This is a genomic window from Bacillus sp. FSL W7-1034 (genome assembly GCF_038593365.1).
GTDB classification, from domain to species: Bacteria; Bacillota; Bacilli; order Bacillales; family Bacillaceae; genus Bacillus; species Bacillus altitudinis.
Window position 1 is genome coordinate 3,017,633 of record NZ_CP151989.1, and the last position, 23,355, is coordinate 3,040,987.

Here is a 23,355-nt window from a genome sequence, read left to right on the forward strand (position 1 = left end):
ATTTTAACCCTTTGTCTTCTTTTCAGCGTGATAGAAAACCTTTGCAGTCTAGGAAGGACGAGCATCGGCGCGGAGCGAATTTGACATTCGTGAGCACCGAAGCGCAGGACTGACACCGAATGCGAGGGTTTGTCTACACGCTGAGAGCCTCCATTTGAAGGCTCTTTCTCTTTTACTATCGGTTCTCTCTCGTACCAGAAAGCATGATTGCCTGCCGAATGGCTTCTTCCATACTCGCAGAATCAGCCTTTCCTGTTCCTGCAATATCAAATGCCGTCCCATGATCGACACTTGTACGGATTATAGGCAATCCAACTGTAATGTTCACGCCTGATTCTAAGCCAAGCACCTTGATTGGTCCATGCCCTTGATCATGATACATCGCCACAACGATATCAAAGTCGCCTCTTGTCGCCCTAAAGAACAGTGTATCAGCTGGTAGCGGGCCAAATACTTGAACCCCTTCATCCTGCGCTCGTTCTACCGCTGGAATGATCTTCTCCTCTTCTTCTCCATTTCCAAACAGACCATTCTCCCCGGCATGCGGATTAATCCCGCACACAGCAATTCTAGGTGCAGGGATACCAGATCGAACGAGGGTATCATGAGCCAGTTTAATCGTTGTGTATACACGCTCAGGATTGATTTTTAAGATGGCATCCATTAATCCGATATGTGTCGTCACATGCACCACTTTTAAATTAGGAGCTGCCAGCATCATGGCATAATCGTCCGTACCTGTCAGGTCAGCTAAAATTTCTGTATGCCCTGGATACATATGACCAGCCTTATGAAGTGCTTCCTTGTTTAACGGCGCTGTACAAATGCCGTCAATTCTACGGTCATTCGCAAGTGTAATGGCTTTTTCAAGATATCGAAAAGCGGCATTCCCTGCTTCTTTTGAAATCTCTCCTACTGGAATATCGCTTGTTAATAGATGAAGATCAAGACAAGGAACGGCACCAGATTTTACTTGTTCCGCTTCCTCTGGTTCTTTAATACTGACAATCTCCACATCTGTATTCACAAAATCTTTCGCCCTATTTAATATATGGGTGTCTCCAATGACAAATAGAACGGCTTCTTCATGTAAACGACTTTGCTGGAAGGCTTTTAAAATAATTTCAGGACCAACCCCAGAAGCATCTCCCATCGTTACAGCAATGATTGGTTTTGCCATTCGTCTACCCCCTCTATGTTTTTCAACACTTCAACCGCATGGAGCACAGAATCTTTTTGACCATATGCCCCTGCTTTTGTGACCGCATATACACTCGTATCAACGAGCCGCCCAAGCGGGATGCCGGGTTCAATTTCTTTCAACAGCTGAATCCCGCCTGCTCCAAGCTCATGGCATATCGCACGCGCCGTATCTCCACCAGTTAAAAAAAGGCGTTTCATCCCTGTTAATTCAACAATGTCTTTTGTGATCTTACCAAGACAGACAGATAAGGTACTTCCTACTTCTTGTCTTGTCATGCCATTCGCTTCACCGTATGCCAACATCTGTTCAACCATTTCTGGCCTTGCGTCTGTATAAAGGAGAATATCTTCATCCTGACGCATGAGCAGCTGATCCATGACTGATTTCCTTTCCCATGCTTCACGGCCGTTTAATACATTCAACGGGTTCACTTTCACCTCGAGACAATCGTGTTTTTCTCTTAAAAAAGCAAACTGCTCATTTGTTTTTTGAGAAGCACTTCCTGAAACGATGAGAACAGATTCATGCTTTTTTGCATGAGAAAGATTGCAGTGTTTCGCGACATAGGATGATAATGCGCCAGCGAGTCCGGCTGACCCGACCCAAAGCACTCTTTGATTGATCTTCATAAACAAATCAACGATCTGTGTTAAATCATTGTTCGTTTCTGCATCACACACAAACCATTGATGACCATGTTTTAATAAAGATGAAATGTCATGACTCGTTTCGTTTAGCTCTGAATAGACCGCTTGCTGCGAAAGATGTTTTGGCTTGATGTTTGTCTGCTCGTCAATTAAGTCTGAAATACTGGATGTCAGGACAGGCGTTTTTGGGTCCTTCGCTGCTTCTGATAGATGAACAGGCACACCCTCCACATAATGAATCCCATAGGCCGTAGATCTATTCGCATCGGGGTAAGCGGGGGCAATGACTGCCGCATCAAACCGGCCAAGATCCATTAGTGCCTGAAGCTCTACTCCTATATTTCCTCTTAACGTTGAATCTATTTTTTTAAAGAAAAGGTGCGAATCCCCTTGTAGAAACGGCTGAATCACTTGACTGACCTCATTATACGCTCTTTCAGAAGACATACTTCGTGAGTCTGTATCGACAATCAGTACATCTTCCTCCTTGTACCGGCTCATATCCTCAAGTGACGGCTGGAACAGCACAGAGGCTTTTAAACCGGCCTTCACAAATTGAACACCTGTATCACTTGCGCCTGTTAAATCATCAGCCACAATGATCACCTTTTGCTCTAAGTTCGCTCCTTTTTTTAATAGATCGTTTGTCATTTAGACACCTCGGTCTCATTGCATATTATTCCTTTAGCTTTCTCCACAGCGTCGTGCGGTTAATATTTAGCCGCTTTGCTGCTTTTGATTGATTCATATTTTCTTCTTCCAGCACCGTCCGAATGATTCGTCTTTCAATCTCGTCAAGCGTGCCATGTAAATAGCTGGACAGCTGTTTTTCTTCATTCTCAGAAGCAAGTTGCTCAATTGCCGGCTTTGCTTTACTCAACGTGATATATCCACTTTTTGTTGTCAGCACCAGTTCTTCCATAATCCGCTTGAACTGCCGGACATTTTCTCTAAATCGCTCGTTTTGAAAGGCGGCAATCACTTCTGCTGACAGCCCAACAACCTGCGTCCCATAAAGAGAATTTAATTCAGCTATAAATAACCGGCTCATATCCTCAATATCTTCTGCCCGTTCAGATAACGGCGGGACATGAATGACGAGCTCCTGCAAACACGTATATAGGTCTTCATGAAACGCCCCAGATTGCATCAATTTGAACAAATCAACTGTAGATGCAGCCATCCAGCGAATGTTCTGCTGATGATGAATAAGCTGCTCGGCCATGATGGACTGCATAGCCATTGGGACACGATCAATATCCTTCAGAAAGATCGTCCCTTTTTGATGCACCGGAATTATGTTTACATCATCTAATTCAGTCAAACGGCTGCAATGCACCGTCATAAAGCTCTCATTTTTCCTCTCGCTCATTTGGTGAATAGCAAAAGCAAGGCTTGATTTACCAGTTCCTTGTTCACCATAGAGACAAATCGATCGATCTGTTTGGCTGAACGCCTTTGCCCTTTTAATCACATCTTTCATATTTGAACTCTGCTCAGTAAAAAGAGCAAATGGATGTGCTGAATGAACAGGTGCAGCCAGCGTCCATATACGCTGCCCCTCCCTATTAATCACAGCAGAAGGCTTCTCAATCGTCAAAAGCAGCTCACCTTTAGATAATAAGCTTCCTTTGACATGCCACACTTGCTGCTGAAAGGAGATTTGAGAATATCCATTTTGTTTTCCTTCTCGAACCGCTTTTACTGCTGGTTCAAGCGCCGGGCACCAAGCCATCACATCAACATGAGACGTAAACGGTGCAAATAACCCTTTTTCTGTCCATTCTTTCATTTGTTGATTGATAAAATAAAGCTGATTGTGCTGATCAATGATCAGCATCCCTTTTGACTCCTGATCAATCATTTCACGAAAGAGGCGCTGCTCAGCTGTCGCCTCTTTATATAAACGGTACATTTGTTTTGCTTGATGAAACGCTTCTTTGACAGATTCACGTCCTGAGGTAATGAGCATGCTTTGCATCCCCAACTCCTTGGCCGCTTTATCTGTAATCACATCCCCCAGCACAACCTGTGTCCCTTGTTCCTGTAACTGCTGTAAAAGATCCCACACTTCTTCCTCTTGCTGTATCGTATAAATATCAATTTTGATCCCGTATAACTCTCCGATGGTGCGTACACCTTGTGTAATATTTTCAAATCCAACAACTGCTTTTTTCCCTTGGTAATCTTTAATCAGCGTGAGGGCACGAAGCAAGTCGTAGCCTGACACAGGGATATCCACCACTGGAATGTTGACGTGTTTTTGAATAAGCGCAGCTGTCCCCCCGCGGCTCATAATAATATCCATTCCTTGAGCCTCGGCCTGTTCTGCCAGTGCAACACCAGACCTAAGATCTCCGACTTCAAGCTGGAATGTGATGCTTTTTTCGTCTTTGGCAAGGTCGATTAATACATCGCCTAATCCTTTATACGGCGCAATACCTAATACTTTTATACTCATGAAAAGGACCCCCCATTTTTTATCTCTTCATCGTGAGACATACGTTGAGGGAGTCCAAATGTTAGCAAATTGAGACAACCCTCCAAACATCAATTATAAATGAAGAAAATGAGGGTTACAATTCACGGAAACACTGATCCCTTGCGGTTAAGACGTGTGATGAGTCCATTCTTCTTTCACACACACATACTTGATGGCCTGCCGGTAAAAAGTAAACGCAATGTGCAGACTACCATCTTTTCCTTCTGTGATGGATGGATAGGAATACTCTCGATTCAATTTGTCCTTTGAGTTGTTTGTCATGGCATATCCATCGCCAATTTCAAGGTTACGTCTGACGGGCCATGTCGCACCGTCATCCGTCGAGATGGCAAGTGTCATTGGCGCACGCGGTGTTCCCCAAAAGGCTGGACGCGCCTCTGTATCAACAGCCGTTCGTGTATCGCCTTCATCCTCAATCTCATCATACAAGGACGCTCTTCTTTCTGTTTGATCATCCGCATTGATATGGTTATAAACGAGGGCAAGATGACCATTATGGAGCACCGTAAATTGAATGGATGAGTTATTGTTTGGCAGCTCTGTTGCTCTTGGCTCAGACCATGTCCGTCCATGATCCACTGAACGGCTCATATAAATCGAATCAGCAAACCGGCTTCTAAAGAGGGCAAGCAGGGAACCATCCGCACATTTTCCGATATTCATATGAACACAGCCAGTACTGTTTGGCACAGTGACCTCTTCCCAGGTCTTCCCTTGATCTGAGGAAATCTTCACAGCACTGACATCACGGTTTCCTGTCCATTTTACGCCAGGAATCGTTTTACAATAGAACACCGGAAGGAGCCAATCATCATTATCCAATACAACAATAGGCTGTCGTATAAACGTCCCCGGCTGATCAAATAAAGTACCAATCTCTCCCCAAGTCTCTCCTCTATCCTCCGATAAACGATATCTCACAAGAGCTGTATCTTGATTGCCAGAAAGTTGTGCTGTATAAAGCAGCCACAGCCTGCCATCTTTCTCTTGAAAAAGAACTGGATTTTGTTCAGATCGTGTAGAATCATCAGACAGCTTCACAGCCTTCGTCCATTGATTACTTCCTTGCTTGAGCCTTGACATATAGATAGAGATATCAGGAATTCCTTCTTGCGTACCGCCAAACCATACACACAGCAAATCTCCATTATCCAGCTCGATGAGATTAGCCGCATGGTTTTGCACGCAATCTGTTGGTAGAAAGGCTTCTTTTCTTGCTGCGTCTTGTTCATTTTGTCGCAATTTTCCATCTATTTTGATCATGATGTCTTCATTTGTCATCATAATTCTCCTTTCAGTGATTGATCCTTTTTAGCTGGCGGGCTGATCCATCGATCCATCACCAGAACTAGGAAAGGAATGATAATGGCCACATACATATTATCGATTCCAAATGGATTATCGAGTAAATACCACACCGTCGTGGCGATGCCTGAAGCGGCAAGACCAATGGTTGCTCCTCTATTTGAATTAAAGTATGGCAAGTAAAAGCCCATTGCTGCTACAACTGCAATCGATGTTCGAAGTGCTCGTGTAAAAAAGGAAAGTGACAGCAACTCTGGTGCAAGTGCGACCCCCACAAGCGGCACAATCCCAACCATGACAGCTACATACCGAGTCACCTTCATACGCTGCTCTGGTGATGGTTTCTTTTTCGGTACATAAAAGTCATCAATAATCAACGTGGTTGTAGCAAGTGCAACCGTCGAGACACCAACAAAAATGGATGCGACAAGCGACGTTGCCACAATAGCGCTCAAAATCGGATTCATATGCTGTAAAAAGACAGGGAAAGCATAAATAGGGTCAATGTCTGGATACAAATAACGGGCTGAGATACCGATGATCCCGATCGCAATGGCAAGCGGCAAACAAAGGAGTGCTGCATACAGGGTCGATTTTTTCGCTTCTCGCTCACTTTTCGACGAGGTGATCGCTTGAATGATAAACTGCGTCGCAAAAATGGCCCCCATATTTCCTATAAACCAAGCTCCAATCGTTCCCCAACCGATGGTCCCATCCCATGTAAAGAAATGGTCGGGTAATGTTTGTTTCATTGGCTCAAAGCCTTTTGTTAAATAAAGGGCTACCCCTAGTGTAATTAAAATCCCCGCATACTTCACAATTGAATGAAGGATCGTGACCCATGCAACCCCCTTCATTCCTCCGAAAGTAAAATAAAATGTACTCACAACCGCCGTGATGATGGCACAGGTCATTAAAGGAAGGCCAAGAATAGATGCAATGGCAGCTGAACCACTTAAATAGTTTCCTAGATTCACTAAGAGCAGGGCTGCAATCATAATGACAGAGACAACAAGCTTTGTTGATTTTCCAAATTTTTGATCAATAATACCTGAAATCGTGTATTGTCCTGTTCGATAAAACTTTCCCACTAAGAAAAAGGAAAAAATAAAAAAGGCAATAGCAACTGTGATAACAGACCATGAAGCGGAAAGCCCGTGTGTAAAAGCAGATTCAGCTGTTCCGACAGTTGACTTCGTTCCAATGAATTCACTCATTAACAAAATACCGACCACAATAGCTGGAAGTGACTTAGCGGCATTGTTAAATTCTGAGTTAGACTTACTGCGGAAACGCATCGTCAGCCAGGTCGTAAACAGAATATAGAGAATAATGACGATTAAAATAAATGTGATGACAGAACTGCTTAAGACATTCACTTAAAATCCCCCTTTGTGTGCAAGCCGTATGAAGCAACTTCTTATGTCCCATCCCAGTGACGTATGAAGTGTTAAACGTGGAGCAGTTTCATATAGACCTGTTCAATATCAGAGACAGACATCGGCTTCGGGTTGTTATCCATTAATCTCTTCACCTCCGAAGCAGCTTCAGCAAGTGCCGGCACATCTTCTTTTGACACACCGAAGGCTTTGAGTTGTTGAGGAATGTGTAAATCCGCTGTCCACTCTTCAATTTGACGAATCACTTGCTCTGCAAGCGTATGCTTTGATCCTTTCTCTTCGATCCCTATCACTCTAGCAATATCTTCAAGACGATCTTTGATATGGTCTGCATTAAACGCCGTAACATGAGGAAGCAGCATGGAATTAGCGACACCGTGTGAAATCTTGTATTTCCCCCCTAACGGATAAGCCATTGCATGAACAGCAGCGGTTCCGGCACTTGTGAGCGCCATCCCGCCATACATGGCACCAACCAGCATATCCTCCCTTGCTGTCATGTTATCCCCGTGATGATAGGCCTCCTGAATACTTCCTGAAATGAGCCTCATCGATTCGAGTGCAAACATATCACTAAATGGATTGGCTTTATTTGAAATATACGATTCAAGCGCATGCGTAAACGCATCCATCCCTGTAGCTGCGGTAATGGCTTTTGGCAATTTGAGTGTCAGTGCGGGATCTAAGATCACAAGATCAGGCAAAAGGTATGGGCTGACCATGCCAATTTTTAATTCTTTTTCCGGAAAGGTAACAATCGCGTTTGGTGTCACTTCTGATCCCGTACCTGAGGTTGTTGGAATGAGAATCGTTGGAACTCCTCTTTTTTTAACAAGGTTCGTGCCAACGAGATCAGAAATTGGCTGATCATTCGTCTTTAGAACAGCTAATATTTTGGCCGCATCCAGCACACTCCCGCCACCAATCCCAATAATGGCTTCATGCTCCCCTTTTAAAAATGTCTGGAATACGTCCTCGATATTTTCTTCCGTTGGTTCAGGCTTAATCTCTGTGCTGATCTCACTCGCAATCCCTTTTTTCGCAAGTTCTGTTTTGATTTGATCAGCGTAACCAAGAGACACGATGGATGGCTGCGTTAAAATAAAAATCGATCTCAACTTGCTAAGTCCTAATAGCTCTAGTTTCTCCCCAAGGAGCTCTAGAGAGTGGGCGCCAGAAACAATGTGTGATGCCGTTTGAAAGTGATAATGTGATATTGTCATCTCTTCACGACTCCTTTGCTGCTTTTGCTTGTATCCGATAATTCTCCATCATGTTCACCACAGCTTCTAAAGCCTCGTCGGATAATGCTTTGACCGGGCTTTTTGGCGGACCTACAGGAATCCCTGAAAGTTCAGCTGCTTTTTTCAAAGGTGCTGGTAACGTTCCTAATGTGAATGTCGCTCTTAACGGCTGCAGCTGCTGCTGACATTGCTCACTTTGGTCAAGATTTCCTTGCTGAAACGATTCATAAATGCCAACGACGGTTTTGGGAAGCACATTTGCCGTTGCCGCCACTGCACCTGTTCCGCCTAGCTTCAATGTCTCTAAAATGAGGGAATCCGTTCCTGCAAGCACGACAAACTCTTCATCCTTTGTGACATCGAGATACGCTTTGATATTGGCAATATCTCCACTACTGTCTTTAATACCTAACACATTCGGTAGGACGCTGAGCCTTGCAACCGTCTCTGGCGCAAGTGACACACCTGTTCTTGATGGAATGTTATAAAGTAAAATGGGGATGGTCACATTTTCTGAAATATGACGAAAATGCTCATACAGCTCCTCTTGTGATGGCGCAACAAAATAAGGGGTGATAACCGACAAGACATCTACGCCTAAATCTGCGAACTTGTTTGACAGCTTAATGGTTGCCTCAGTGCTATTCTCACCTGCTCCCATGTATACAGGCACCCTGCCGCCCGCAGCCTTTACAACAGTTTCAGCAATTTGAAGCTTTTCTTCCTCTGAAAACAAATGAAATTCGCCGTTTGTCCCTAAAGCAAAGATGCCGTGCACACCTGAGTCGATTAAATGATCAATAAGTTGCTTTGTCACTTCTGGATGAAAATGCTCTTCTTCTGTAAGCGGTGTCAAAACAGCTGGAATGATTCCCTGAATGTTCAAATGATCCTCCCCTTCTAGTTGTTGCATTTTTAAACAACTAATTATTAAAACGCTTTCATGATTCTTATTATAAAAGCAATATGATTTATTTAGCAACATCTTTTTCGTTTTTTTCAAATATTCAGTGGGTGACATAAGTAGATGTTGATGTTTTCAACAAAAAAAGTGAACCAACCGGTTCACTTTTTCATGGCATTCAATGTATGAAGAAGATGCTTCACTTTCAGTCTGACTCTTTCATGTAAATGAGCAGTATGCTCCTTTTCTTCTGCATTGGCAGCAGCGATACAAAGATGATGTACCTGGATACTTGTCTCTTGTTTAATGAAGTGCATCAGCTCGCCCATTAGCTGGACAGACGCACCATCTGATATCGTTCCTTTCAGCACAAGCCAAACGGACAGCTCTCCTTCTTGATGCATCCCATAAAGAAGGACATCTTCATCATCATCTTCAGCGGCGTATTGCTTCGGCCCATCAGATTGACCAAGAAATAAATTCCCTTCCTCATCATCCAGCATGTCATGGAGTGCTTCAGTTCCCGTTCCAAGGGACCGTGTCCAAAAGAAACCCCCGCTTTTCTCATGTGATGAAAGGATGCGCAATGGCTGATGAGTAGAAAATGTCATTCCGTTTGCGCCATATGTTTTCCACCCATTCGCTAAGTTCAGCCTTGAATGTTCAGAGATGGACGCAGGTTCAATTACCAGCTGAGGGTTTGCCCGCAGTGGATGTTGGAGAGGTGTTACATCTGTTTCATACACCCGGTTCACCCGTTCGGTGGTCAACACATGATGCGGTTCTCCCAGCATGTCCGTCTTTCCTTCATTCAGCAAAAGCAGGCGGTCACAATACAAACTGGCAATGTTCACATCATGAAACACACCGATCACCGTTAAGTTAGAGGAAGTGGTCTCTTGTTTAATCAAATCGAGTAACTCTTTTTGATAAGCTAAATCAAGAAAACTGGTTGGTTCATCCAGCAATAAATAGTCAGGGCACTGAGCCAGCGCTTGAGCTAAGTAAACCCGCTGCTGTTCTCCACCGCTTAACTCATGGATGGATTGATCCTTAAATTGAGCAATATCTGTTTGGTCCATCACCTTGCTGACAATCTCGATATCTTCTTTTGTAACAGATTGTAGCCATCCTTTCTGATAAGGATAACGCCCAAACTGGACCGTTTCTTCCACTGTAAATGAAAAGGCTTGATCGGTCTTCTGGGGAAGAACCGCCAATTTTTGCGCAAGTGACTTTGGCCGGTAGGATTGAACTGGATGGCCACTTAGTGTTACTTGGCCGCTCTCAGGTGCTAAAATACCTGCGATCATTTTAAGTAGCGTCGTCTTACCGCTCCCATTTGGACCAAGGATGCCGAGGAATTCCCCTCGCTCCACTTCAAAACTCACGCCGTGAATGACCTCTTTTACACCATATCCTCCTCTAACTTCCTTCACTTGAATCATAGATGCGTCCCTCCTCTATATCTGCGGATGAGGATGATGCCAAAGACAGGAGCACCAATTAACGCCGTAATGATGCCAATAGGCAATTCAGTCGGTTCAATGATCGTACGGGAGAGCACATCTGCTAAAACGAGAAAAGAAGCACCATTCAGCATCGACAAAGGCAGCAAATGACGATGATCCGTAATGGATAAAAGACGGATAAAATGTGGAATCACCAATCCTACAAATCCGATCGTTCCTGACACAGCCACCGCACTTCCAGTCAGAATCGAACCAGCAAGCAGCACCACATATTTGCTCCGTTTCACATGAACCCCTAACAGTTTTGCCTTTTCTTCGCCATATGTCATCACATTTAAATCTCTTCCCATCAAGATCAATGCAAATGTACCAATGAGGAAAAAAGGAAGGAAAAGAGCAATATATCGCCAGCCTCTCATAGACACACTGCCTAGAAGCCAATGAATAATCTCTTTTAAATCATCACCTGTTAACGCAATCATTAATGAAATGAGGGCTCCTAAAAAAGAGCTAAAGATGACCCCCGTCAAAATTAAAGAAGAAATGCTCATTCCTCGGTGAACCATACGGGCAAAAAAGAGGACGAGACATAGTGTGACAAGCGCTGTTGTCATACTCAAAAAAGGCAGTGTAAAACTGCCAAGCAAAGGAAACTGCAAACTGAAAAACAATGTGGCTACAGCCCCCACAGATGCCCCTTGAGATACCCCAAGTGTATAAGGGTCAGCGAGGGGATTTTTTAATAAACCTTGAAAGGCTGCACCAGATAACGCCAGAGCTGCTCCGACTAACGCCGCTAATATCACTCTCGGCAGCCGGATATTCATCATAATATTGCGGTCAATCGCATCAATGGTTCCGGCCTGAATTCCAAATACTTCATGAACAAAAATCCGAAGTATAGAAGGAATGGGAATCCCTAAACTGCCAAATGAGATTCCCATTCCAATGCTCACCACAAGAAGTAAGACACTTGCTGTGTATGCGATGATGATTTTATTTGAACGTGTCAGGATAGATGCTTTTCGCAAGAGCCTCCACTCCTTCAACCAATCGCGGTCCCGGTCTTGATGCCAGATCCGTATTCAATTGAAAGACTTGTTTTTCTTTGACTGCTTTGATCGCCTTCCAGCCGTCTCTTTTTTTCAGATCAGCTAAACTTGCGCCATCAATCGTAACGATGGCATCAGGATTTCGTTTAATAATTGATTCTTCCGTCATTTGCACCCAGCCTGTTTGGTCGCCAGCAGCATTTTTTGCATGAATGACAGACAACATTTCGTCCATAAACGTTTGTTTACCTGTTGTATAAATTTCAGGCGCACCTGATACTTCGACAAAAACTGTTTTTTGTTTGTCTTTGGAGATGGATTCTGCTTGTTTTTTGATGTCATTCAGTTTTGATTTCATCTCGTCTACAAGCTTCGTTGATGCCTTTTTTACGCCAGCTGCTTCACCAATCATATTAATAGACTTATACACATCTTTGAAGGAAGCTGCATCATTAACAGTCAGCACTTGAATACCTGCATCTTCAAGCTGTTTAAATCCGTCTTTTGAACTCATTTGTGATACATGTGCTAAGACAAGATCAGGTTTTAAGGAAATAACCTTCTCTACATTGAAATCAAGACCGCCAATCTTCTCCACCTTTTCTACTTCCTTTGGATAGTTGTCAAAGTCTGATCTACCAACGATTTTATCTCCAAGACCAAGGGCATAGGCAACCTCTGTATTACTTGGAATTAACGAAACAATTCGTTTAGGCTGTTCTTTGATTTCAACGGTTTTACCAGCTGCATCTTTGATGGATACAGGAAATGCCGCAGCCGCTGTCTCTTTAGGCTTTGAACTGTTTGTTTTTTGGTCCGTTTCCGCACCTGCACACCCTGCTAAAACACCGATCACAAGTAATAATGATAGCCAAATACCAGTTAACTTCTTCATCAATAAACCCCCTGCTTTATGTACTGCTTGACGTCATCTCTTTCGTCAATTCTTTTCTAATTTCGGGAATATTATACTACAGTGCAGATAGGTTGTATATGTGATTCCGAATACGTCTTGTCTGTCCTTATAAAAGAAAAACAGCCTTTGACGTGGCTGTTTTCACTTCCGCTATTGGTTGATATGTTCACCATTAATGACAACTTTCTGAAATGAAGGAGATACTGCATGTTCCAATGAAAGAGGGTACGTGACATCGTCAATGACACAGTCTTTCATTTTAAAGTGTGTGACCGGGGAATGTGAGTATGCGGCGATCTTCACGCCATATCGTCCCCCGCTGCTTTTTAACCCTTCTACTTCAATATGACGGACTACAGGCCTATGCCGACCGGCATCCCCTTCCTCATACATCATGTCGATACAGACCACCTCATGCTTTAAGCTTTTCACTAGATTGTTTTTAAAATAGATGTGTTCAATGGTACCGCCCCTGACAGAGTTGGTCTTAATGCGCAATGCCCTGTCGAGGTTCGGACTGTCCATGACATTATCCTCTGCATATACATACTTGACGCCTCCAGAGATTTCACTCCCGATCGTTACTCCGCCATGACCATCACGCATCGTATTTCTACGAATGACGATGTTTTCAGATGGAACACCGATTCTCCGGCCGTCCTCATTTCTGCCCGATTTAATGGCAATACAATCATCGCCATTATCAAAATAACAATCTTCAATAAGCACATGTCGGCACGACTCTGGATTCACACCATCTGTATTTGGGCCATGACCGATGATATTCACCCCACGGACGATGACGTTTTCACTTAACACAGGATGGACTTGCCACATCGGTGAATCCTTTACTGTTACTCCTTCAATGAGAATGTTTTGGCAATTGTATGGCTGGATAAAGCTTGATCTTAAATAATGGCCTTCGCCAAACACTCTTTCTTCCACTGGTATTCTTTTTTCAGCCATTTCAAAAAGAAGCTGACGATCCCGATCTTGAGAGGGTTGACCATTTGTTCCATACTTCCAAGGCCACCAGTGGTGTTCATCCCCCCTCCCGTCCAGCGTGCCTGCTCCTGTAATCGCGATGTTTTCTGCATGATGGGCATAAATAAGTGGTGAATAATTATAAAGCTCAATTCCTTCATATCTTGTTAGAACAAGCGGGAGATAATCACGTGTATCTTGGCTGAAGGTCACATAGGCGTTTTCATGAAGATGAAGCTCTACATTGCTTTTCAATTCTAGAGCGCCTGTCAAAAATGTCCCTTCAGGAATCAGCACACGCCCTCCTTTCAAACGATGTGCATCATCGATGGCAGACTGAATAGCATTTGTCGAAAGCTCTATCCCTTTGTTATCTGCACCATAATGAATGACATTGAATTCACGATCTGGGAACTTTGGTGCTTTTATCTGCTTTAACACCTGATCTATGCCATTTGTTTCTTTGTCTTTTTTCCCTTGCTTTGCTAAACGTGCGAGTCCAATTCCTGTTAGTACTGTTCCTGCTGTCACATACATCAAATTCCGTTTTTTAGACATTTCCTCATCCCCCAGACGTCTTAAAGTGTAACACCTGTTTTAAAAATGGCCAGCTCTCTAAAATTGTTTTTTTCATGATTTAACAGCTTTCCACTCGCCACATCAATCACCGTGGCAATGAATTTCTCTAGCACCACATCTTCTGGTACATCTTCAAGCAATTCCCCCGCATTAAAGTCGATCCAATGTTTTTTTGTTTCATATAAAGCGGTATTGGTCGATACCTTCATCGTTGGAACAAATGTGCCAAACGGTGTGCCTCTGCCTGTTGTAAAGAGGACGAGCTGACAGCCAGACGCTGCGAGAGCAGATGAAGCAACCAAATCATTCCCGGGCGCACTTAATAAATTCAATCCTTTTCGTTTTAGCAGCTCCCCGTATGTTAAAACATCCTTTATAACGGAAGTACCCGCTTTTTGTGTGCAGCCGAGAGATTTATCTTCTAATGTCGAAATTCCTCCTGCTTTATTTCCCGGGGAAGGATTTTCATATACTGGCTGTCGATGATCCATAAAGTATTGTTTAAAATCATTGATCATCTGCACAATATTGTCGAATGTCGCTTTTGATTCCGCTCTCTCCATTAAGATCGTTTCAGCCCCGAACATTTCCGGTACTTCTGTTAAGACGGTGGTCCCTCCTTGAGCCACAATGAAATCGGACAGTCTACCTAAAAGTGGATTTGCGGTAATGCCTGAAAACCCATCTGATCCTCCGCATTTCAAGCCAATTTTCAGCTCAGATAACGGAATGTCTTCACGCTGATCTTCTTTCGCTGCGTCATAAATTTCCTTGAGCAAAGCGACACCCGTCTCAATCTCATCCCCTACTTCTTGGCTTCTTAAAAATTTCACCCTCGTCTGGTCATACTCCCCTAATGTAGCTTTAAAATCCTCAATATCATTGTTTTCACAGCCAAGCCCTAGAACGAGAACCCCTCCAGCATTTGGGTGTTTTACGGCATTTTGAAGTATTGTTTTTGTGTTTTCATGATCATCCCCAAGTTGTGAGCATCCATAATTGTGTTTTAATACTAACGCCGTTTCAAAAGGATGAATGCTTCCCCCCATTTCAGCGGTAAATATTTGAATGATTTGATCGGCAATGCCATTGACACACCCAACTGTTGGGACAATCCAAAGCTCATTTCGTATACCACTTGCGCCATTTTTTCTTTTATACCCTTTGAATGTCAGATTCGTTTTTTCATAGGGGTTTTCTGTTAAAGAAGGTCGGTATTCGTAATCGAGCTTACCTGATAGATTCGTTTTGATATTGTGCGTATGCACCCATTCTCCAGTCGAAATCGCAGTGGATGCATGACCGATGGGGTAGCCATATTTGATGATATTCTCTTTTTCTTTGATCTCAGCCAATGCAAATTTATGACCTTTAGCAACGGTTTCTTTTAAAATGATTGTATGACCTTGGTGCTGAAGCTCTTCGCCTTGCTCAAGCACTTTTAAAGCGATGCCAACATTATCTGAAGGATGAATCACAACAAAGTCTCTCATGCCTTCTCCCCCTGACTTTCATATTGAAGTATTTGGTGAACAGCAGCTCTCATGCCATTTTCATGTATGCAGGTGAGCTGCTCGGCTACTGCATCCTTCAGCCCTGCGATCCTCGTCAAATCCATCCCCCATAAAACTTCGTTTGAAAGAAGTTGATCGACCATTAATTCATAGGAATGGTCCACTTCCTCCCATGCTTCCTTCATGAATGTCATCACAGACTCATCATCCTTTATTTGATCTGCATGGACTTGATAAAAATAAATCAAACTGCTCAGTGAGAACATAAGCTTCGTAGGCAACTGTTTTTTTAGCTCTATATAATCTAGAAGAGACGGGAGAATACGTGCCCGAAATTTAGATACACCATTTAAGGCAATATCGAGTAATTGATGTTTGACAAAAGGGTTGCAGAATCGATCCCAAACGGATTGTGTATAAAGAAGCAGCTCTTCTTCAGGAAGTGGCAAACTTGGCAACACTTCCTCCTCAAGCATGCGGCGAATGAACACACCAACATGCTCATCATCCACCGCTTTTTTGACAGTGTCCAAGCCACACGAATATGCAATCGGCACCATCGCTGTATGTGCACCGTTTAAAATGCGAACCTTGCTCATACGATAGGGAGCGATATCTTCCACAAAAAGTACGTTTAACCCTGCTTCTTGAAAAGGAAGCTCTTTTTGAACAAACGAAGGTGCTTCAATGACAAACAGGTGATAATATTCTGCCGTGACAAGCAATTCATCGATATACCCCTCTTCTTTTTGAACAGTCTCCGCTGCTTCCTGAGAAAAGCCTGGGACAATCCGATCAACTAACGTATTACAGAATGTGTTGGCTTCCTTCACCCAAGCCACAAAATCAGGCGGAAGATTCCACTCAGTTGCCATTGTGATCACATATTCTCTTAATCGATCACCGTTTTGTTCAATCAATTCACAAGGTAAAATGATCAAGCCCTTTTTCTCATCTCCAGAAAAAGTTTTGAAGCGGTGATACAAGAAGGCTGTCAGCTTTCCTGGAAAACTTGCTTGCGGCCGATCTTCTAATCGGTCCTCTTTTCTTAACACAAGTCCTGCCTCTGTTGTATTAGAAAAGACAAAGCGCACATCAGGACTTTCCGCTACATGTAAAAAGGCTTCATAATCTGTATATGTGCTGATTCCCCTGCTGATGGATTGAATGACGATCCGTTCGTTCATTTCTTTTTGGTCATGAAATCCTTGAATACATAAAGTGTACAAACCATCTTGTTCATTTAGAGCGGTCACTGATCCTTTTCGAGGAGGAACAACCACTGCTCTTCCTTTAAAATCTGTACAGTCGTTTAGCTTCTGGATCTGCCAATTCATAAATCCCCGCATAAAGTTCCCTTCGCCAATTTGGAGAATGGTTTCAGGATATTCAGCCACTGGGTACACATCTTTGGATAATCGTCTCAAACGCTTTTCCTCCCCGCATTTTTTGCACACGTGAACATTTTTATTTAAAAGATGCTGATTACTGCACCTTTTTTACTGAATCTCTAATCATCAGCTCTGTGTGGACATACACTTTTTCCAGATGATCGTCTTCTTGTTTTTCACCGTTGATGACTGAAAGAATGGCTTCTGCTCCAAGCGCACACATTTTTTCAATTGGCTTTTTGACTGTTGTGAGGGCAGGCGTTGTATAAGATGAAAATGAAATATCATCAAAACCGATAATAGAGAGATCATCAGGACACCTTTTACCTTTTGCAAACAATGCATTCATCGCACCAATCGCCATGTCATCGTTTGAGCAAAAAAGGGCAGTTGGCGGATCATCAAGAGTGAGTAAGGCTTCCATTGATTCATAGCCGCTCTTCATATGATAGTCGCCTGTGATCATGTATTCTTTCTTCATGGGTACATGATGGTCAATGAGCGCTTGCAAAAAACCAGCTTTTCTTTCCTGTGTGGATTTAAACCCTTCTTTCCCTTCAATAATGGCAATTTGTTTATGCCCTTGCTGAATGAAATAGTGTGCAGCTTGGTATGCACCTTCACCATCATCTGCTAATATATTCATCACTTGATTACTTTCTACACGGCGATTCAGTACAATAATGGGAATGCCCTGCTTTTTCACATGATGGATAAACGCTTCATCATGCTCGCTTTGACTCATGAGCAAAATACCATCATACCGCTGTTTATGAATGGTTGTGTAATCGTGAAAATCGTCAATTCCTCTTACAACCAAATGATAGTTTTCTGTTATCACACTGTTGACGCCTTTTAATGCATCAACAAAGAAACTTGAGGATGTGCCTTCTGTTAAACTCGTAAAAAACAGACCAATTGTAAATGATTTTTGCGAGACAAGGCCTCTGGCATGGACATTCGGTGAATAATTCAGCTGTTTTGCAATCGACAAGATGTTTTGTTTTGTTTTCTCTTTAATAAAAGGACTATTATTCAAAGCCCTTGATACTGTGGTATGAGAAACGTTTGCCAATTTTGCTATATCTTTGATTGTGACTGTCATGCTATTCCGCCTTTTATGATTTTTTATCATCTTATCATAAAAACGCTTTCATATTCCTGCTTTTTGTTCATATCATCTTGCTTTTATGCGGAAGCTCATTTGCCCGTTCAAATTGAAAATACTGCTTTGCATTTTCATAGCTGATTCCTTTTACCATTCCCCCTAGCAAATTGAGATCATTAGGCGCTTCACCTTTTTCCACCCAATCTCCAATGATGTCACATAACAGTCTACGGAAATATTCATGTCTTGTGTACGACAGGAAGCTTCGTGAATCTGTCAGCATCCCAATAAATCGGCTGATCAGTCCGATACTGGAAAGTGCCATCATCTGCTCTGTCATTCCCTGCTTTGTATCATTAAACCACCAGGCTGTTCCATGCTGCATTTTCCCAGGAGTCTTTCCATCTTGAAAACTTCCAGCTATCGTTGAAATCACCACATTGTCCCTTGGATTCAAGGAATAGAGGATGGTTTTTGGCAATGCATGTGCTTGTTCTAACCGATCTAATACGCGGCAAAGAGGTTTTGCAATGTCTTCATCATTCATTGCATCATATCCGGTATCTGGTCCAAGCCGCTCAAACATTTTGGAATTGTTGTTTCTGAGCGCATTGATATGAAGCTGCATCGCCCATCCCCGCTGAGCATATGCCTGACCGAGTTCAATGAATGTGTGCGTTTTAAATTGAATCTTCTCCTTTTCCGTCAATGGATGTCCAGACATTCTTTTATGAAAAATGATCGTAGCTTCTTCTTCCGTCGTGTCTTCGTACGTCATTTCATTGATGGCATGATCTGAAATCAAACAGCCCTGTTCATGAAAGAAATCGATTCGCATATGAAGTGCTTTTATGAAGTCTTGATAGGATTCGATCTGGATAGATGAAACCTCCGCCAGCTGATGAACATACTCGATAAACAAATCATTTGTGATATCTAATGCCTTATCTGGCCGAAACCCTGGCAGTACTTGCACAGAAAAGCCTTCTTCCCGCAGTTGTTGGTGATAAATCAACGAATCAACCGGATCGTCTGTCGTCACAACCGTTTCAACATTTGATTTCACAATGAAATCTCTCGCACCAAATCCGTCTCCTTGCAACTTTTCATTTACTTTTTTCCAGATGATGTCTGCGCTTTCTTCATTCAACAGTTCTTCGACATCAAAATATCGTCTTAGCTCTAGGTGGGTCCAGTGATAGAGAGGATTTCCAATCGTCATCGGAACGGTTTTCGCCCATGCTAAAAATTTCTCATAATCTGAGGCATCTCCTGTGATATGTGTTTCAGGTATCCCATTTGCTCTCATGGCGCGCCATTTGTAATGATCTCCGTAAAGCCATGCTTCGGTTATATTTTGGAACGTTTTATTTTCATAGATTTCTTTTGGACTTAAATGACAATGGTAATCAATAATCGGAAGGTTCTTTGCAAACTCATGGTATAGCTTTTCCGCCGTTTGACTGTTTAATAAAAACTGCTCATCTAAAAAGGCTTTCATCAAACTCCCCCATCTCTTATAATGATGAAAATCAATTTGTTCACGTTAACAATTTTATTGTAATCGTTTACAAAATCGATTTCAATCCTAAAACAAGAAAAAACGATCTCCTTTAGAAAAGAAAATCGTTTTTTGGCTATTTTACAGATGGTGTTTTCTTTAGGATAATCGCAATAGTTGTTCCTTGACCTAATTCACTTTCTACTTGAATATCGCCATCGTGCAGCAAGACAAGCTCTTTTGCAATCGCCAGTCCTAATCCTGTTCCATTTGTTGGATCATTCGTATTTGTCCCTCTATAGTAACGATTAAATAAATGATCCACCGTTTCTTGCGCCATTCCGCGTCCGTTATCTTTCATTTCGATCCGAACTTCATCATTTGTTTCAGATAGAACAGCTTGAATAAGAGTACCTTTCTGGTTATGCTTCACTGCGTTTGCCAGCAGGTTCTCAATGACTCGTCTAAACCAGGCTTTATCGATCTCAAACATGACACCCTCTGTTTGATCTTCAAAGGATGACATATAATCTTCAGAAAGCGTGCTTCTTGAAAACTCGTCCATAATGGAGGCTAAAAATTCACCAAGCTCAACAGGTTTTCGATTAATAGGCAATGCACCATTTTTCAATCGATACGTGAGGTTTAAATCCTCAATCAAGGTCGACATGTATTCTGATTTCTCACGAATGACTTGTCCCATTTCCATGACTTCTTCCTTGGACCATTGGTATTGATCTGATTCTAGCATTAATCCATAGCCGTAAATCGTGCTAAGAGGCGTTTTTAGATCATGAGACAGCCCTGCGATCCATTCTTCCCTTGTGGTTTGAATTTTTCTTCGGTTTGCTTCATTCTCTTTTAACGTATTGGTGAGCTGATCCATTGTTTTAAGGATATCCTCAAACAGCCGATACTCTCGCTTAATACGGCCCTTTTTATTTTTACTTACTGGAATACCTTTTCTATTTGTTGGCTCCTGCAATTTATTTCTTGATAAGAAAATCAGCCAGCGGATAATGTGATAGATCGGTAGCCCATAGCGATACGAGTACCATAATGTCATAACGATAATAATCGTAAGCGCAAGACCTGCAATCAAGAGCGTTGTATATTGGTTTAAAGCCTCTGTCTCTTTATCATAAAGCTCGTCTGGGCTGTATACTTTGTTTGGCACCGAAACAATCATATACAGATCTTTATTCACTCTGATATAAGACAAGTCACTTCTAAACTCCCAAGGCTTTGATTGATACTTGAGCAGTTCAACATCCGTTACGTTATTTTTCAAATTATTTTTGGCTCGGATACCTTTTAAGTATTTTCCTTCTTCATTAAACAGATGCACCGATCCATTCATTCTTTTCAAAAATTCTTTTGTTTCAACTGAATATTGAGACAATGCAGCCAGGTTTTTTTCATGCTGCTTGAGATAATTGGCTACCTTTGTGCTGTTTGTTTTAAATCCATATAAGACGATAAAGCTTTCTTGATCAATCTCAATTGGCCAGAAGTACATCTTGTAATCTTTAAATTGTCTTTTTTCAAAGATCTTGATCATTTCATCCTTTTGATAGGATGTTGGAATGTTTTTAGGGAGTTGATAGCTATAGACATTGCGTTTTTTGGAATCAATCACTTGCAGCCAGCCATCACGTTTTTCCACTGCTTGTTTGAGCTGATCATCGGCTTCCATTTTTCCATCCTCGTTAAAATAAAGCCAGCTCATGAGTGTATCTCCATCTGCCTTCGTTAAACCAGTTTCAGTCATATTCTCATAGCGTTTTTGAAAATAAAGATTTTCAGAGAATGTTTGCCCGATCGTTAGAATGACGATGACAATAAACATTTGTCCGACAAAGTGAAAGAAAAGTTTTGTTCGTAAATTCATAAACTATTGAAGAACCTTCACAGGTTGCGGAATGAACTTATAGCCCATACCACGGATCGTCACAATATATTCAGGCTGGCTTGGATCTAACTCTATTTTTTCTCTCAGCTTTCGGATATGAACCATGACGGTGTTGTTGTCACCATATGACGGAACACCCCATACTTTCTCATAGATTTGATCTTTTGAAAGTACCACATTCGGATGGTCACAAAAATACTTCAGCAAGGACAAAAGCTGAGCTGAGCAAGCCGTCACCTTTCCCCTTACTTTTAACTCGGCTGCATGAGGATGGTACGAGAAATGAGCATATTCATATTGACTGTGCGCTTCTTCCTGCTCCTCCTGTAAGGAGATATAAGTTCGGTTTAAGTGCGCCTTAATTCTAGCTACTAGCTCTAACGGATTAAATGGCTTTGTGATGTAATCGTCTGCACCTTGTGCAAATCCAGTCAATTTGTCTACATCAGACGTTCTTGCTGTTAAATAGAAAATCGGTGCCTTCGTCATTTTCCTGATTTCAGGCAGAACATCAAAGCCAGACTTACCGGGCATCATCACATCTAGAAGTAAGAGGTGGATGTCCTCGTTTTTGACAATATCTAATGCTTCATCTGCATGATAGGCTTTATAAATATGTTGAAACCCTTCTTTTTTTAATACGCGTTCAACCATTTTTACAATTGCTTCTTCGTCATCTGCAATCAATATTTTTGCTGTTTCCACGCATCTCTTTCCTTTCTAGCTATGATCTCTAACCGTATATTACCATTGTCCAAAGTAAAAAAGTACCTCTTTTCTGCATAAAAGCGAAAAAAGATCAACTGGAGAAAATGGCATAACAAGGTAATATCAAAAAATGCAAAAAAAACCCGGTCATACATACCGAGTTTTTTGTCCATCTATTATCCGTTCACAGCTTCAAGCTTTCTTTCATGATTCATTAAGTCATATGTTAAACAGATCGGCTTATTCGTTCTCGGATCAAGAACAATTTCTGCATCGATGTGGAACACCTGACTGAGCACCTCTTTTGTCATGACCTCATGAGGCGTACCATCTTTAATGACTTTCCCTTGATTGAGGGCAATCATGTAATGTGAAAAGCGTGCAGCATGATTCAGGTCATGAATCACCATCAGCACCGTTCTGCCCTGCTCTCTGTTTAAGCGTTCTAATAGCTGAAGGATCTCCAGCTGATGAGCAAGATCTAAATACGTCGTTGGTTCGTCTAATAAAAGCAGCTCTGTTTCCTGAGCGAGTGCCATCGCAATCCATACCCGCTGACGCTGTCCACCGGAGAGTGCTTCAATTGGCCGGTCATGAAATGCAATCATTCCCGTCTCCTCAAGTGCCCACCTGATGATTCGTTTGTCCTCATTTGATAAACGGCCAAATCCATTTTGATGCGGGAAACGTCCGTATGACACAAGCTCATAAACGGTCAGACCACTTGGTGCTTCAGGCGTCTGCGGTAAGATGGCCATTTGTTTTGAAATTTCTTTTGTTGGTGTTTGATGGATAGCCTGGCCATTTAAATAAACAGCACCTTGATGGGACTTCATAATACGAGACATTGTTTTTAAAATCGTTGACTTCCCGCACCCATTCGGCCCAATTAATGTCGTCACCTTGCCTTTTGGGATGCTGATATTTAAATCGTCTACAATCAAACGGTCATGATAGCCAATACAAAGCTTTTCTGTTTCAAGTGATTTCATCTGTTGTACTCTCCTTCCT

General features: G+C 42.3%; 18 protein-coding genes. All 18 read right to left on the bottom strand.

Annotation, left to right across the window (positions count from 1 at the left end):
* Positions 1-175: 175 nt before the first annotated feature.
* The 18 genes from pdxA to NST73_RS15765 all read right to left on the bottom strand — a co-directional run bounded on the left by pdxA (position 176) and on the right by NST73_RS15765 (position 23,336).
* Positions 176-1,180, bottom strand: coding sequence for a 4-hydroxythreonine-4-phosphate dehydrogenase PdxA (gene pdxA, locus NST73_RS15680; RefSeq protein WP_138826415.1), 1,005 nt, complete (start codon positions 1,178-1,180; stop codon positions 176-178).
* Positions 1,156-2,502 carry a four-carbon acid sugar kinase family protein gene (locus tag NST73_RS15685; RefSeq protein WP_138278990.1) on the bottom strand — a complete coding sequence of 449 codons (1,347 nt, stop codon included), beginning with the start codon at positions 2,500-2,502 and terminating at the stop codon, positions 1,156-1,158. The genes pdxA and NST73_RS15685 overlap by 25 nt, the downstream gene beginning before the upstream one ends.
* Before the next feature lie 25 nt (positions 2,503-2,527).
* Complete coding sequence (locus NST73_RS15690; RefSeq protein WP_144679191.1) at positions 2,528-4,312, bottom strand: sigma-54-dependent Fis family transcriptional regulator; 1,785 nt, start codon at positions 4,310-4,312, stop codon at positions 2,528-2,530.
* 147 nt (positions 4,313-4,459) lie between these two features.
* Complete coding sequence (locus NST73_RS15695) at positions 4,460-5,635, bottom strand: exo-alpha-sialidase (RefSeq protein WP_008347099.1); 1,176 nt, start codon at positions 5,633-5,635, stop codon at positions 4,460-4,462.
* Entirely contained in the window at positions 5,635-7,038 is a 1,404-nt protein-coding gene (locus NST73_RS15700; RefSeq protein WP_144679190.1) for a sodium:solute symporter family protein, read from the bottom strand. The genes NST73_RS15695 and NST73_RS15700 overlap by 1 nt, the downstream gene beginning before the upstream one ends.
* A gap of 71 nt (positions 7,039-7,109) precedes the next feature.
* On the bottom strand, positions 7,110-8,282 hold the full coding sequence (locus tag NST73_RS15705) for an iron-containing alcohol dehydrogenase (RefSeq protein ID WP_007500283.1): 1,173 nt from the start codon (positions 8,280-8,282) through the stop codon (positions 7,110-7,112).
* Positions 8,283-8,286: 4 nt separating this feature from the next.
* Positions 8,287-9,189, bottom strand: a complete 903-nt coding sequence (dapA, locus tag NST73_RS15710) for a 4-hydroxy-tetrahydrodipicolinate synthase (RefSeq protein WP_144679189.1) — start codon at positions 9,187-9,189, stop codon at positions 8,287-8,289.
* A 179-nt stretch (positions 9,190-9,368) separates the two neighbouring features.
* Positions 9,369-10,655: a heme ABC transporter ATP-binding protein gene (locus NST73_RS15715; RefSeq protein WP_144679188.1), complete on the bottom strand. Its 1,287-nt coding sequence runs from the start codon at positions 10,653-10,655 to the stop codon at positions 9,369-9,371.
* Positions 10,652-11,710: an iron ABC transporter permease gene (locus NST73_RS15720; RefSeq protein ID WP_045034578.1), complete on the bottom strand. Its 1,059-nt coding sequence runs from the start codon at positions 11,708-11,710 to the stop codon at positions 10,652-10,654. The genes NST73_RS15715 and NST73_RS15720 overlap by 4 nt, the downstream gene beginning before the upstream one ends.
* Positions 11,676-12,626 carry an ABC transporter substrate-binding protein gene (locus NST73_RS15725; RefSeq protein ID WP_144679187.1) on the bottom strand — a complete coding sequence of 317 codons (951 nt, stop codon included), beginning with the start codon at positions 12,624-12,626 and terminating at the stop codon, positions 11,676-11,678. Before NST73_RS15725 ends, NST73_RS15720 begins: the two co-directional genes overlap by 35 nt.
* A gap of 171 nt (positions 12,627-12,797) precedes the next feature.
* Positions 12,798-14,189, bottom strand: a complete 1,392-nt coding sequence (locus NST73_RS15730) for a glycoside hydrolase family 28 protein (protein ID WP_144679186.1) — start codon at positions 14,187-14,189, stop codon at positions 12,798-12,800.
* A 20-nt stretch (positions 14,190-14,209) separates the two neighbouring features.
* Complete coding sequence (locus NST73_RS15735; protein WP_008347107.1) at positions 14,210-15,703, bottom strand: altronate dehydratase family protein; 1,494 nt, start codon at positions 15,701-15,703, stop codon at positions 14,210-14,212.
* Positions 15,700-17,151: a tagaturonate reductase gene (locus NST73_RS15740; RefSeq protein ID WP_342499204.1), complete on the bottom strand. Its 1,452-nt coding sequence runs from the start codon at positions 17,149-17,151 to the stop codon at positions 15,700-15,702. The genes NST73_RS15735 and NST73_RS15740 overlap by 4 nt, the downstream gene beginning before the upstream one ends.
* 58 nt (positions 17,152-17,209) lie before the next feature.
* The gene (locus tag NST73_RS15745; RefSeq protein ID WP_017359253.1) at positions 17,210-18,220 is read right to left on the bottom strand and encodes a LacI family DNA-binding transcriptional regulator; all 1,011 of its coding nucleotides are present in this window, start codon (positions 18,218-18,220) and stop codon (positions 17,210-17,212) included.
* A gap of 67 nt (positions 18,221-18,287) precedes the next feature.
* Complete coding sequence (uxaC, locus tag NST73_RS15750; RefSeq protein ID WP_144679184.1) at positions 18,288-19,724, bottom strand: glucuronate isomerase; 1,437 nt, start codon at positions 19,722-19,724, stop codon at positions 18,288-18,290.
* A 136-nt stretch (positions 19,725-19,860) separates the two neighbouring features.
* Complete coding sequence (locus NST73_RS15755; protein ID WP_024719802.1) at positions 19,861-21,615, bottom strand: HAMP domain-containing sensor histidine kinase; 1,755 nt, start codon at positions 21,613-21,615, stop codon at positions 19,861-19,863.
* Between the two features lie 3 nt (positions 21,616-21,618).
* Complete coding sequence (locus NST73_RS15760) at positions 21,619-22,341, bottom strand: response regulator transcription factor (protein ID WP_024719803.1); 723 nt, start codon at positions 22,339-22,341, stop codon at positions 21,619-21,621.
* Between the two features lie 179 nt (positions 22,342-22,520).
* Positions 22,521-23,336: an ABC transporter ATP-binding protein gene (locus tag NST73_RS15765; protein ID WP_017368048.1), complete on the bottom strand. Its 816-nt coding sequence runs from the start codon at positions 23,334-23,336 to the stop codon at positions 22,521-22,523.
* Positions 23,337-23,355 lie beyond the last annotated feature (19 nt).